Here is a 13069-nt window from a genome sequence, read left to right on the forward strand (position 1 = left end):
GAAGCGGAAATGATCAGACCCGACCTCTCCCTCCCCATTCCCGAGACGATCACCTCCGCGCACTTCATCGGCATCGGCGGTTCCGGTATGAGCGGTCTCGCGAAGATGTTCCTCGACGCCGGCATCCGCGTCTCCGGCAGCGACCGCGCGGACAGCGACAATCTGCGCGCGCTGGCGGCCGCCGGCGCGACGGTGCATGTGGGTCACGACGCCGCTCACCTCGGTGACGCCGACACCGTCGTGCACACCGGAGCGATCTGGCCGGAGAATCCCGAGTTCGTGACTGCGAAGGCCCGTGGACTCCACGTGATCCACCGGTCGCAGGCCCTGCACTGGCTGATCGGCGCACGCCGTCTCGTCTCCGTCGCCGGTGCCCACGGAAAGACGACGTCGACGGGCATGATCGTGACCGCCCTGCGTGAGCTCGGCGCGGATCCGCACTTCGTCAACGGCGGCGTGATCGAGCAGCTCGGCACATCCAGCGCGACTGGATCGGGAGAGCTGTTCGTCATCGAAGCCGACGAGTCCGATGGCACGTTCCTGCTGTACGACACCGCTGTCGCATTGATCACCAACGTCGATCCCGACCACCTCGATCACTACGGCTCGGATGAGGCCTTCCACCAGGCATTCGTGCAGTTCGCGGACGCCGCGACGGAGGCGGTCGTGATCTCCAGCGACGACGCGGGTGCGCTGCGGGTCGGTGCCGGTCTCTCTCACCCGAACGTGCTGACGTTCGGTCAGGCCGAAGGAGCGGATGTACGCGTCACCGACATCGTCGCCGCGGGTCCGGTCGCCGCCACGCTGACGCACGGTGAGGAACAGGCGCGTATGCAGCTCGCCGTTCCCGGTGTGCACAACGCGATCAATGCGGCGGGGGCCGTGACGGTGTTGCGTGCGCTCGGCTACTCGCTCGCGGAAGCCGTTCGCGCCGTCGAAGGCTTCGCGGGAACCGTGCGTCGACTGGAGCAGCACGGTGTCGAGCGCGGCGTGACCGTGTACGACGACTATTCGCACCACCCCACGGAGGTGCGGGCTGCACTCGAGGCGATGCGCAGCATCGCAGGAGCGGGACGGATTATCGCGATTCAGCAGCCCCACACCTACTCGCGCACGCAGCACATGTACCAGGAGTTCGCCGACGTCCTCGAGGAGTTCGCCGATCACACCGTGATGCTCGACGTGTACGGCGCCAGGGAGGACCCCGTGCCCGGTGTCACCGGCGAGTTGGTGAGCGGCGCGTTCCAGGACCCGTCGCACGTGCACTACGTCGCGGATTGGCAGCAGGCCGCCGACTACACCGCAGCCGTCGCACGGGAAGGTGACTTCATCGTCACGCTCGGCTGCGGAAACGTCTACCAGATCATCCCGCAGGTCCTGGATTCGCTGCGTCGGACCGACGGGGCATAGCCGATGCGTCGGCCTGCACCGCTTCCGACCACCCCGGAGAGTCCGGGGGAGAAGGACGCCGCGCCGGGGGCGAAGTCCCGCAGGCGGCGACGCGATGCTGAAGCGGAGGAGGAGTTCTCGGCCGCCGATGACGTGATGTCCGATGACGTGACGCCCGAGGAGCACAGGGATGACACGTCGACCGGCGATCCGCAGCCGACGTCGACGAGGGACGTCTGGCGCGCGGCCCGCGCACGACGCAAGGCGCTTCGCGCCGAGATCCGTCGTTTCACGCAGCGCTCCAGACGGCGCAGGATCGTGTGGCTGAGCAGCATCGGCGCCGCACTCCTGCTCGTCGGGGGCAGTGTCGCCGCGGCCTACAGTCCGCTCTTCGCCGTTCAGAAGATCAGCGTCGCCGGGGCCACGACTCTCGACCCCGCAGCCATCGAGGCCGCGCTCGGCGACCAGCTCGGAACCCCGCTCGCGCTCGTCGACTCCAGCAAGGTGAAGGCCGCGTTGCTGGCCTTCCCCCTCATCGAGACCTATTCCCTCGAAGCACGTCCACCACATGACCTGACCGTGCGCATCGTGGAACGCACTCCGGTCGGCGTCATCCGTTCGGACGCCGGGTACACGCTGGTCGATGCCGCCGGTGTCGCCCTCTCCACCACCTCGGATCAGCCTGCGGGGCAGCCGGTGATCGACGTCCCGGGCGGCGTCGACTCGGCGGCGTTCCGCAGCGCAGGTCTCGTGGTGCGCTCGCTCCCGGCCGACATCCGTGCGGCGCTGACGGGGATCAGCGCGCGCACCGCCGATGACGTGACTCTCACGCTCAACAGCGGGTTGAGTGTGGTCTGGGGGAGCGCGGAGGAGTCCGCGCTGAAGGCCGTCGTCCTCTCGAAGGCGATGGCCTCGAACCCCGAAGCCGCGTCGATCGACGTCACTTCCCCCGAAGTTGCCGTCGTCGGCTGATCCCTTTCGCGGGGAATGGGGCGACACGCCCGTGTCTTCGCGCGAACGCGGCCGGGCGGCGCTTACCTTCGATCAAAGAGAACGCAATACCGGGAAATACTTTACACCTCTACTTGAGGTTTAAGGTTCACCCACTTCCAGGCTCGAATAATCGGAGGCCGGCCATGAGCCAGAACCAGAACTACCTCGCCGTGATCAAGGTCGTCGGCGTCGGCGGTGGCGGCGTCAACGCCGTGAACCGCATGATCGATCTCGGCCTTCGCGGAGTCGAGTTCATCGCCGTGAACACCGACGCGCAGGCGCTGCTCATGAGCGACGCCGACGTCAAGCTCGACGTGGGTCGCGAACTCACCCGCGGCCTCGGTGCCGGCGCCGACCCCGAGGTGGGCCGACGTGCCGCAGAGGACCATGCCGAGGAGATCGAGCAGGCTCTGACCGGTGCGGACATGGTCTTCGTGACGGCCGGCGAGGGCGGTGGCACCGGAACCGGTGGCGCGCCCGTCGTGGCACGCATCGCGAAGTCCATCGGCGCCCTCACCATCGGTGTCGTGACGAAGCCGTTCTCCTTCGAGGGTCGCCGCCGCCAGAGCCAGGCCGAAGCCGGTGTCTCCAAGCTCAAGGAAGAGGTCGACACCCTCATCGTGGTGCCGAATGACCGCCTCCTCGAGATCAGCGACCGCGGCATCTCGATGATCGAGGCCTTCGCCACGGCCGACCAGGTGCTCCTCGCCGGTGTGCAGGGAATCACCGACCTGATCACGACTCCGGGTCTCATCAACCTCGACTTCGCCGACGTGAAGTCGGTCATGCAGGGTGCGGGATCCGCGCTCATGGGCATCGGCTCCGCTCGTGGGGCCGACCGTGCCATCAAAGCCGCAGAGCTGGCCGTGGAGTCTCCGCTCCTGGAAGCGAGCATCGAAGGTGCGCACGGCGTGCTGCTCTCGATCCAGGGCGGCTCGAACCTCGGGATCTTCGAGATCCACGATGCGGCCGACCTCGTCAAGGAAGCCGCCCACCCCGAAGCCAACATCATCTTCGGTACGGTCATCGACGACACGCTCGGCGATGAAGTGCGGGTGACGGTGATCGCGGCCGGCTTCGACGGCGGCGAACCCTCCCTCCGGCTGGACCCGATGGTCGTTTCGCGGCCGTCCACGACGTCGCTTCCCGAGGTCGCGCTCACAGACGAACCCGAGAGCAAGAGCGAGACGGCTCAGCCTGAGCCCGTTCAGCAGCGCGTTCCGGCCACCAGCATCGAGCCGGCATTCGCCGATGACGACATCGACATCCCCGAATTCCTGAAGTGACGTCCTCGGTCGACGCGGCCGAGCCTTCCGGCCTGGCTGCGCGGCTGTCGGCGATCGACGAGAGGATCGCCGCCGCCGCGCAGGCAGCCGGACGGAGCTCCGAGGAGATCACCCGGATCGTGGTGACGAAGTTCCACCCGGCGTCATTGGTCCGTGCCCTGCACGGGCTGGGCGTGAAGGACGTCGGCGAGAACCGACAGCAGGAGTTGTCGGCGAAGGAAGCAGAAGTCGCAGCATCCGATCTGCGCTGGCACTTCATCGGCCAGGGGCAGACGAACAAGGCGGCGGCGATCCGCCGGAGTGCGGACGTCGTGCACTCGGTCGATCGAGACCGGTTCGCGGATGCTCTGCACCGCGCAGCGGACGATGACGGTCGGCTCGATGTTCTCGTCCAGGTCAATCTCACCGACGACCCCGGTCGTGGGGGAGTCGTGCCGGCTCAGGCGGTCGCCCTCGCGGAGCATGTCCTGGCCCTGCCGTCGTTGCGGCTGCGCGGCGTCATGGCCGTGGCGCCCCTCGATGAGGAACCCGCTTCCGCTTTCGCTCGTCTGCACGACATCGCCGACAGCGTGCGTGCGATCGACTCAACCGCGTCGTGGATCTCAGCCGGGATGACCGGAGACTTCGCCGAGGCGATCGCCGCCGGCGCGACACACCTGCGGATCGGTTCCGCAATCACCGGCCCCCGGCCCGACCGGGGTTAACCTGTGAAAAGACCAGCCCGACACGTTCGAACCGGAGGACACGATGGGTAACCCACTGAAGAAGACCATGGTGTATCTCGGCCTCGCCGATGAAGAAGAGGTCTACGAGGAAGAGACGCAGGCGCCCGCCCGCGCTCACCGCGAGCGTGACCGTGACCGTGACCGCGAGGAGCCGGCACCGGCCCCCGTCACGCCGTTGCGCCGCCCCGTCGCCGTCCGCCAGCCGTCTGCAGGAGCCGTGAACGAGATTCTCACCGTCCACCCGAAGCAGTACCGCGACGCCCAGCTGATCGCGGAGAGCTTCCGCGAGGGTGTCCCGGTCATCATCAACCTCTCCCAGATGAGCGATGCCGACGCGCGCCGCCTCATCGACTTCGCGAGCGGGCTCTCCCTCGGCCTCTACGGCCGGATCGAGCGCGTGACCTCGAAGGTGTTCCTGCTGTCGCCGGAGAACATCGCCGTATCGGGTCACGGGGGCATCGCACACGCAGACGCCGAGTCTGCGGGCTTCGACCAGTCGTAGCCCGTGCAGCTGGTCTCCGTCCTCGCGAGCATCGTCCATCTGGTGCTCCTGCTGTACGTCTTCGTGCTGTTCGCGCGCCTGATCCTGGACTACATTCCGATGTTCAATCGCGAATGGCGTCCGAAGGGATTCGGGCTCGTGCTCGCCGAGGCCGTCTACACCCTCACCGATCCGCCCATCCGGTTCTTCCGGCGGATCATCCCGCCACTGCGGATCGGCTCGCTCTCGCTCGACTTCGGCTTCGCGCTGACTCTGCTGATCGTCCTGATTCTGATGAACGTCGTCGGGCTGTTCATCCGCTGAAATCCCGGCGTGTCCCCTGATTCGGTGGCTGCGACTTCTCCCACTCTGGGTGTCGTGACATCGCGGCGCCAATGCTCGGGGGCTATGCTGGCACCCAGGTGCGCGCCCCGGGTTCGCGCCACATCACGACCACGCCATACATCGATACTGGCAATCGAACTCATCGAAAGAGGAGCCACCCATGGCACTTACCCCGGATGACGTCGTCACCAAGCAGTTCCAGCACGTCCGCTTCAAGGACGGCTTCGACCCGGACGAGGTGGACGACTTCCTCGACGAGATCGTCATCGAGTGGCGCAAGGCTCTCGAGGAGAATGTGGAGCTGAAGGCCAAGCTGGCCGCGTACGAGTCCGGTGCTGCTCCTGAAGCCGCCGCGCCCGCCGCTGTCGAGGCTCCCGCCCCCGTGGCCGAGGTCCCGGCGGAGCCCGCTCCGACCGGTTCCGCGACCGCGACCGCTGGCATCATCGAACTCGCACAGCGTCTGCACGACGAGCATGTCGCCGAGGGCGAGGCGAAGCGGAACGCGCTCATCGCGGAGGCCGAGACCGAGGTCGCCCGCATCCGCACCGAGGCCGAGGCCAAGCAGCGCGAGGAGTCCGCACGACTCGAGCGCGAGCGCAACACTCTCGAGGCTCGTATCACCGAACTCCGCAACTTCGAGCGCGACTACCGCTCGCAGCTGCGCGGCTACATCGAGGGTCAGCTCCGCGAGCTCGACGAGAAGTCGACCTCCACGGACTCGACACCCGTTTCCGCGATCGGTCTGTAAGGCGCCCTCTTGTCAGGACGCCGTCCCCTTCGTCGGTCGGCGGCCGGTGCGGTCGTTGCGATTCTCGCAGCGCTCGTACTGGCCGCCGATCAGTTTGTGAAGTACCTCACGATCGAGAACCTCCCCTACCAGGAGCCGGTTCCGGTCCTGGGGGAGTTCCTTCAGCTGTACTACGTTCGCAACCCCGGGGCGGCGTTCTCCCTGGGATCCGAGGTCACCTGGATCTTCACGATCGCCCTCGCGGTCGTAGCGTGCGTGATCGTCTGGAAGGCGTTCGGGCTCAAGTCCCGCCTGTGGGCGGTCGTGCTCGGCTGTCTCCTCGGCGGAGTCCTCGGCAACCTCAGTGATCGTCTGTTTCGTGAGCCCGGTTTTCCGGTGGGCCACGTCGTCGACATGATCTCGATGCCGTGGATGATGCCGGCGATCTTCAACGTCGCCGACATCTTCATCGTGACCGGGATGATCTCGGTTGCGTTGCTCGTGGTCTTCGGCCTGCGCTTCGACGGTACGCGCGAACGCGATCACGAGATCGTCGAGACCGAGGAAGAAGCCGAAGCCGCCGCGACGGCGGCTGTCCTGGCGACAGACACCGATGACGACATGCTCGACGCCGATGCTCCCGTGCCGGTGCGTTCGACCGATGACGATTCTCCCTCGGAGGATGCGGCTCCCGCATCGGAAGGACGTTGACCGTGGAATCGCGGTCCCTGCCGGTTCCGGACGGTTTGGACGGTACCCGCGTCGACGCAGCCTTGGCGAAGCTGATGGGGTTCTCCCGCACCTTCGCCGCTGACGTCGCCGCCGCAGGGGGAGTACGACTCGACGGCGTGACACTCGACAAGTCCGACCGTCTGCGCGCGGGCGGCTGGCTCGATGTCGAATGGCAGCCGAAAGAGGCGCCGAAGATCGTTCCCCTCGCCGTGCCGGAGCTCGGCATCGTCTACGACGACGATGACATCATCGTGGTGGACAAGCCGACGGGGGTCGCCGCCCATCCGTCGGTCGGCTGGGAGGGCCCGACGGTCGTCGGCGCTCTCGCCGCTGCAGGCTTCCGCGTGGCGACCAGCGGCGCTCCGGAACGTCAGGGCGTCGTGCACCGACTCGACGTCGGCACCAGCGGCCTGATGGTCGTGGCGAAGTCCGAGCACGCCTACACGGTCCTGAAGCAGGCCTTCAAGGACCGTACCGTCGAGAAGATCTATCACGCCGTCGTCCAAGGTCACCCCGATCCGCTTGCCGGGACCATCGATGCGCCGATCGGGCGTCACCCCAACCACTCCTGGAAGTTCGCCGTCGTGCCCGACGGGAAGCCGTCTGTCACGCACTATGCGACGCTCGAGGCGTTTCCTGGCGCGTCGCTGCTCGAGATCCACCTCGAGACGGGCCGCACGCATCAGATCCGCGTGCACATGGCTGCGCACCGCCACCCCTGTGTCGGCGACCCGCTCTACGGAGCAGACCCGACGATGTCCGCGCGGCTGGGGCTCACCCGCCAGTGGCTGCACGCGCATCAGCTCGCCTTCGCGCACCCGACGACGGGGGACTGGGTGACGTTCGAGTCCCCGTATCCCGAGGACTTCCGGCACGCACTGGACGTGCTGCGCGGAGAGTAGCCCGCGCTTCGATCGCGCGATGTCGGCCCTGTGCGCCACACTGAACCCATGACCATCGAGGTTCTGCCCGCGACGGATTTCGACGATGTCGCGACTCTCGTCGGGCCGAAGAAGCCGACGTCGAACGTGTGCTTCTGCCTGAGCTACCGCATCGGCAGCAAAGAGAACGTGGCACTGAAAGGGCAGGAGCGTTCCGATCGGGTCCGGGAACTGTGCCACCAGGATCCACCTCCTGGCGTGATCGCGTACCTCGATGACGAACCGGTGGGATGGGCGGCGCTGCATCCGCGTCGCGGCACCAGTTTCGCGCGGAATCGGCTGATCCCGCACGTCGACGATCTCGACGTATGGTCACTGTGGTGCTTTCGCGTGCGACCGGGCTATCGGAAGCAGGGCATCTCGCATGCGCTGATCGAGGGAGCAGTGGCCTACGCGATGGAGCGCGGCGCGCCCGCCATCGAGGGGTATCCGGTCGACAACGGCGGGGAGAAGGTCAATCTCACCATGGCGTACGTCGGCACGCGGTCGTTGTTCGAGAGCGCGGGGTTCGTGAAGGCGGCAGACACCGGTTCTGTCCTGGATGGATTCCCTCGGGTGCTGATGCGGCTCGATCTGGGTGCATCGCAGAAGTCGTCAAAGAAAGCGTGAACCGCTCGACGGCGCACGGCCAATACATAGCGTGACCACAGACAGCGAGATCATCCAGCGATCTCTCCAGCAGCCGGCGGCGTTCGCCGAGCTCTTCGACAGACATGCGCGCGCGGTCAACGCGTTCGCGACGTATCGCGTCGGCCGGCATGCTGCCGAGGACGTCCTGAGCGAGACATTCCTCGTCGCGTTCCGCCGCCGAGCCGATTTCGACACGGACATCGAATCGGCGATGCCCTGGCTTCTCGGCATCGCCTCGCGCCTGATCCGTCGCCACCGCGCGCTGGAGGCGAAGCAGTGGAAGTCGTTCGCGGCATCCATCTCCCGGCAAGAGCACTCGACGCTCGGAGACCTGGAGGATGCGATGTCCCGCGTCGATGCCGAGCGCGAGGTCGAGACGCTGAAGACGCGCATCGCGGCGCTCGCGCCGAAAGATCGCGAGGCCCTCCTGCTCTATGCCTGGCAGGGGATGAGCTACGACGAGGTCGCGGCTACAGCGCCTCGCGCGCGGCGGCATCGAGCGGATGGGTGATCAGCCGGAGCGGCGCCGACTACGCTCCGGCTGATCTTCACTCTCAGTGGTATCAGGAGTGGGGGGCTCCGGTTGCAGGCGGGGTGTATGGCGACCAAGCGCAGGGGCATGCGTTACAGGTGGAGACGATGCAGGCGTATGGGCCAGCGGTCGCGCCTTTCCCGTCGGATTCACCGCGGCTTCCCGAGAGCGGTGCCGAAGACGTCCTGTGGTTCTTTGAATCGATGCCACGTGACCCGGCCACCATGATCGCGTGGATTCACGACTATCAGGGTTCAGATGTGCAGGGATGGGCCGATGGAAAGGTCGGGTGGCTGCTCATCGGACTGCTGTCGCACAATGTCGGTGACCCGGGGATGCGTGCTGCGATGTATCAGGCGCTCAGCCTGCTCCCGGGCTCAACGGTGGGAGCCGAACAAGACGGTGAACGCACCGTCACCTTCGGCTCCCATCTAGGCGCATCTGAGACTGCGGAGACATCTCTTCGGCGGTTCACATTGACGATCGACATGGCGACGGGAATCGTGACTGAGACCACGGACACCACCTCCGTCGGCGAGGGACCTATCCCAAGTGACGTCCCCGACTCTCGGATGGCATTCGAGATGAGCGTGGTCGACACTCTGCCGTGACCAGTTTCGAACCGTTCTCGCATTCTGGGGTACCGGCTTCCGTGCCGAACGCCTCGGTCGTGACGTCGATTTCGATCGTCGACGACGCGCCGTAGCGAGGCGCCAGGGCCCTGACACCGACCTCCGGTGTCGGGGCCCCGCCGTAGAATCGGAGGCATGGCATCCGACTCCTTCGTCCACCTGCACGTGCACAGCGAGTATTCGATGCTCGACGGAGCGGCGAAGATCAACGCGATGACCCAGGCGGCCGCCGACTACAAGATGCCGGCCATCGCGGTGACCGATCACGGCAACACTTTCGCAGCTTTCGAGTTCTACAAGGCCGCCAATGCCGCGGGTGTCAAGCCGATCATCGGACTCGAGGCCTACGTCACCCCGGGAACTCACCGCAGCGACAAGACCCGCGTGCAGTGGGGCTCTCCCGATCAGAAGAGCGACGACGTCTCGGGTTCCGGTGCGTACACCCACATGACCATGTGGAGTCAGAGCACCGAGGGCATGCACAACCTGTTCCGGCTCAGCTCCCGGTCGAGCATGGAGGGCTACTACTTCAAGCCGCGCATGGACCGCGAGCTGCTGCAGACCTATTCCAAAGGACTGATCGCGACCACCGGATGCCCGTCAGGCGAGATCCAGACGCGCCTGCGTCTCGGACAGTACGACGCTGCGCGCGCGGCCGCAGCCGAGTTCCAGGACCTGTTCGGCAAGGAGAACTACTTCGCCGAGATCATGGACCACGGTCTGTCGATCGAGCGGCGCGTGATGACCGATCTCCTCCGTCTCTCGAAGGACCTGAACATCCCGCTGGTCGCCACCAACGACTCTCACTACACGCACCAGCACGAGGCCGACGCGCACGAGGCCCTCCTGTGCGTGCAGTCGGGATCGACGATGGACGACCCGAACCGGTTCAAGTTCGACGGCGACGGGTACTACATCAAGACCGCGGCCGAGATGCGCCAACTGTTCCGCGACCACCCCGAAGCCTGTGACAACACCCTGCTGATCGCCGAGCGCTGCGAGGTCGAGTTCAACACCTCGGCCAACTACATGCCGCGCTTCCCTGTGCCCGACGGCGAGACCGAGGACAGCTGGCTCATCAAGGAGGTGGAGGCCGGCCTGCACTACCGATATCCCGGCGGCATCCCCGACAAGGTGCGCAAGCAGGCCGAGTACGAGACCGGCATCATCCTGCAGATGGGCTTCCCGGGATACTTCCTCGTCGTCGCCGACTTCATCAACTGGGCCAAGGACAACGGCATCCGCGTGGGCCCCGGCCGTGGCTCGGGTGCCGGCTCGATGGTCGCCTACGCGATGAAGATCACCGACCTCGACCCGCTCGAGCACGGACTCATCTTCGAGCGCTTCCTCAACCCCGACCGTGTCTCCATGCCCGACTTCGACGTCGACTTCGATGACCGGCGCCGCGGCGAGGTCATCGACTACGTCACGGAGAAGTACGGATCCGAGCGCGTCGCGCAGATCGTCACGTACGGAACGATCAAGTCCAAGCAGGCGCTGAAGGACGCCGGTCGAGTGCTCGGCTTCCCGTTCAGCATGGGGGAGCGCCTCACCAAGGCGATGCCGCCGCCCGTGATGGGCAAGGACATGCCCCTCGACGGCATGTTCGACTCTGCTCACCCGAGGTACAAGGAGGCGAGCGAGTTCAGGACCCTGATCGAGACGGATCCCGAGGCGAAGACGGTCTTCGACCGCGCGCTGGGTCTCGAAGGGCTGAAGCGCCAGTGGGGCGTGCACGCCGCCGGCGTGATCATGTCGTCCGATCCGCTCCTCGACATCATTCCGATCATGCGCCGCGAGCAGGACGGGCAGATCGTCACGCAGTTCGACTACCCGTCGTGCGAGTCCCTCGGTCTGATCAAGATGGACTTCCTGGGGCTCCGGAACCTCACGATCATCTCGGATGCGCTCGACAACATCCGCACGAACCGTGGCGAAGAGCTCGACCTCGAACATCTCGGTCTCGACGACCCCGGCGTGTACCAGCTGCTCGCGCGCGGCGACACCCTGGGCGTCTTCCAGCTCGACAGCCCGCCGCTGCGTTCGCTCATGCGTCTGATGAAGCCCGACAACTTCGGTGACATCTCGGCCCTCATCGCCCTGTATCGGCCGGGTCCCATGGGAGCCAACTCGCACACGAACTATGCGCTGCGCAAGAACGGGGTGCAGGAGATCACGCCGATCCACCCCGAGCTGGAGGCGCCGCTCGCCGAGATCCTGGAGGAGTCCTACGGGCTCATCATCTACCAGGAGCAGGTCATGGCCATCGCCCAGGCGGTCGCGGGGTTCAGCCTCGGACAGGCAGACATCCTGCGTCGAGCGATGGGCAAGAAGAAGAAGTCCGAGCTCGACAAGCAGTACGAAGGCTTCGCGGGCGGTATGACCGAGCGCGGATTCGGCGAGGCGGCCATCAAGGCGCTGTGGGACATCCTGCTGCCCTTCTCGGACTACGCCTTCAACAAGGCCCACTCCGCCGCATACGGTCTCGTCTCGTATTGGACCGCATACCTCAAGGCGCACTACCCCGCCGAGTACATGGCGGCGCTGCTCACCAGCGTCGGCGACTCCAAGGACAAGATGGCGCTCTACCTGAACGAGTGCCGCCGCATGGGCATCAAGGTCCTTCCGCCCGATGTCTCCGACTCGATCAACTTCTTCGCGGCCGTCGGCGACGACATCCGCTTCGGCCTCGGCGCCGTCCGCAACGTCGGCAGCAACGTCGTCGAGGGGATCGTGCAGGCCCGCAAGGACGAGCGCTTCACCTCGTTCCACCATTTCCTCGAGAAGGTTCCGCTGCACGTCTCGAACAAGCGCACGGTCGAGTCGCTGATCAAGGCCGGCGCCTTCGACTCGATGGGCGACTCCCGTCGAGCGCTCATGGAGGTGCATGAAGACGCGGTGGAGGCCGCCGTCGATCGCAAGCGCAACGAGGCACAGGGCGCCATCGGGTTCGACTTCGACAGCCTCTACGACGGCATGGACGAGGTCGCTCCCGCCAAGGTCCCCGCCCGCCCCGAGTGGATCAAGAAGGACAAGCTCGCTTTCGAACGCGAGATGCTCGGTCTCTACGTGTCCGACCACCCCTTGGCCGGGCTCGAGGTGCCTCTCGCGAAGCATGCATCGATCTCGATCCACGACCTCAACAACTCCGAAGACCTGCAGGACGGCGACCAGGTGACGGTGGCCGGGCTCGTCACCAGCGTGCAACACCGCGTCGCCAAGGCGAGCGGAAATCCCTACGGCATGATCACCGTCGAGGATTTCAACGGTGAGGTCACCGTGATGTTCATGGGAAAGACCTACACCGAGTTCCAGCACACGCTGCAGCAGGATGCGATTCTCGCAGTCCGCGGGCGCGTGTCCCGGCGCGATGACGGACTCAACCTGCACGCGCAGTCGGCTTTCGCCCCGGATGTGGGGTCCTTCGACGCGGCGGGTCCCTTGGCCCTCGTCCTCGCTGAGCAGCGCGCGACAGAGCGGGTGATGATGGAGCTCGCAGAGGTGCTGCGACGGCACAGCGGCGACACCGAAGTGCTGCTTCGGGTGCATCGCGGGGGCACCGCGAAGGTGTTCGAGGTGCCCATGCCGGTCAAGGTGTCCGCAGACCTGTTCGGTGACCTCAAGTCACTGCTCGGACCCACCTGTCTGGGGTGAGC

13 protein-coding genes are annotated in these 13069 nt (G+C 66.1%); all 13 read left to right on the top strand.

Features of this window, described 5'->3' with window-relative positions; all coding sequences use genetic code 11:
* Window positions 1-9: 9 nt before the first annotated feature.
* The 13 genes from murC (at window position 10) to dnaE (ending at window position 13067) form a co-directional block, all read left to right on the top strand.
* A complete protein-coding gene (gene murC / locus MicroSTF_RS00445; RefSeq protein ID WP_322952798.1) occupies window positions 10-1410 on the top strand; it encodes a UDP-N-acetylmuramate--L-alanine ligase in 1401 nt (466 codons plus the stop codon).
* Window positions 1411-1413: 3 nt separating this feature from the next.
* Window positions 1414-2361, top strand: a complete 948-nt coding sequence (locus MicroSTF_RS00450) for an FtsQ-type POTRA domain-containing protein (RefSeq protein ID WP_292769188.1) — start codon at window positions 1414-1416, stop codon at window positions 2359-2361.
* 164 nt (window positions 2362-2525) lie between these two features.
* On the top strand, window positions 2526-3668 hold the full coding sequence (gene ftsZ, locus MicroSTF_RS00455; RefSeq protein WP_029258346.1) for a cell division protein FtsZ: 1143 nt from the start codon (window positions 2526-2528) through the stop codon (window positions 3666-3668).
* Entirely contained in the window at window positions 3665-4372 is a 708-nt protein-coding gene (locus MicroSTF_RS00460; RefSeq protein ID WP_322952801.1) for a YggS family pyridoxal phosphate-dependent enzyme, read from the top strand. Before ftsZ ends, MicroSTF_RS00460 begins: the two co-directional genes overlap by 4 nt.
* A 43-nt stretch (window positions 4373-4415) precedes the next feature.
* A complete protein-coding gene (locus MicroSTF_RS00465; RefSeq protein WP_021199342.1) occupies window positions 4416-4895 on the top strand; it encodes a cell division protein SepF in 480 nt (159 codons plus the stop codon).
* 3 nt (window positions 4896-4898) lie between these two features.
* Complete coding sequence (locus tag MicroSTF_RS00470; protein ID WP_029258344.1) at window positions 4899-5198, top strand: YggT family protein; 300 nt, start codon at window positions 4899-4901, stop codon at window positions 5196-5198.
* A gap of 181 nt (window positions 5199-5379) precedes the next feature.
* Complete coding sequence (locus MicroSTF_RS00475) at window positions 5380-5967, top strand: DivIVA domain-containing protein (RefSeq protein WP_021201570.1); 588 nt, start codon at window positions 5380-5382, stop codon at window positions 5965-5967.
* A gap of 9 nt (window positions 5968-5976) precedes the next feature.
* Window positions 5977-6657, top strand: coding sequence for a signal peptidase II (gene lspA, locus MicroSTF_RS00480; RefSeq protein WP_046399048.1), 681 nt, complete (start codon window positions 5977-5979; stop codon window positions 6655-6657).
* Window positions 6658-6659: 2 nt separating this feature from the next.
* Window positions 6660-7580, top strand: coding sequence for an RluA family pseudouridine synthase (locus tag MicroSTF_RS00485; protein ID WP_322952807.1), 921 nt, complete (start codon window positions 6660-6662; stop codon window positions 7578-7580).
* A 48-nt stretch (window positions 7581-7628) separates the two neighbouring features.
* On the top strand, window positions 7629-8228 hold the full coding sequence (locus MicroSTF_RS00490) for a GNAT family N-acetyltransferase (protein WP_029264920.1): 600 nt from the start codon (window positions 7629-7631) through the stop codon (window positions 8226-8228).
* A gap of 31 nt (window positions 8229-8259) precedes the next feature.
* Complete coding sequence (locus MicroSTF_RS00495) at window positions 8260-8760, top strand: sigma-70 family RNA polymerase sigma factor (protein ID WP_322952809.1); 501 nt, start codon at window positions 8260-8262, stop codon at window positions 8758-8760.
* Window positions 8757-9392: a hypothetical protein gene (locus tag MicroSTF_RS00500; RefSeq protein ID WP_029264922.1), complete on the top strand. Its 636-nt coding sequence runs from the start codon at window positions 8757-8759 to the stop codon at window positions 9390-9392. Before MicroSTF_RS00495 ends, MicroSTF_RS00500 begins: the two co-directional genes overlap by 4 nt.
* Window positions 9393-9548: 156 nt before the next feature.
* A complete protein-coding gene (gene dnaE, locus MicroSTF_RS00505) occupies window positions 9549-13067 on the top strand; it encodes a DNA polymerase III subunit alpha (protein ID WP_322952812.1) in 3519 nt (1172 codons plus the stop codon).
* Window positions 13068-13069 lie beyond the last annotated feature (2 nt).

This window comes from Microbacterium sp. STF-2 (assembly GCF_034650155.1).
Classification (GTDB): domain Bacteria; phylum Actinomycetota; class Actinomycetes; order Actinomycetales; family Microbacteriaceae; genus Microbacterium; species Microbacterium maritypicum_A.

Bases quoted from the DNA above. Each gene is read 5' to 3' on its own strand.
- MicroSTF_RS00465 (WP_021199342.1), top strand. From the start codon at position 4,416: ATGGGTAACCCACTGAAGAAGACCATGGTGTATCTCGGCCTCGCCGAT.
- MicroSTF_RS00490 (WP_029264920.1), top strand. From the start codon at position 7,629: ATGACCATCGAGGTTCTGCCCGCGACGGATTTCGACGATGTCGCGACT.
- MicroSTF_RS00475 (WP_021201570.1), top strand. From the start codon at position 5,380: ATGGCACTTACCCCGGATGACGTCGTCACCAAGCAGTTCCAGCACGTC.
- murC (WP_322952798.1), top strand. From the start codon at position 10: ATGATCAGACCCGACCTCTCCCTCCCCATTCCCGAGACGATCACCTCC.
- dnaE (WP_322952812.1), top strand. From the start codon at position 9,549: ATGGCATCCGACTCCTTCGTCCACCTGCACGTGCACAGCGAGTATTCG.
- MicroSTF_RS00450 (WP_292769188.1), top strand. From the start codon at position 1,414: ATGCGTCGGCCTGCACCGCTTCCGACCACCCCGGAGAGTCCGGGGGAG.
- ftsZ (WP_029258346.1), top strand. From the start codon at position 2,526: ATGAGCCAGAACCAGAACTACCTCGCCGTGATCAAGGTCGTCGGCGTC.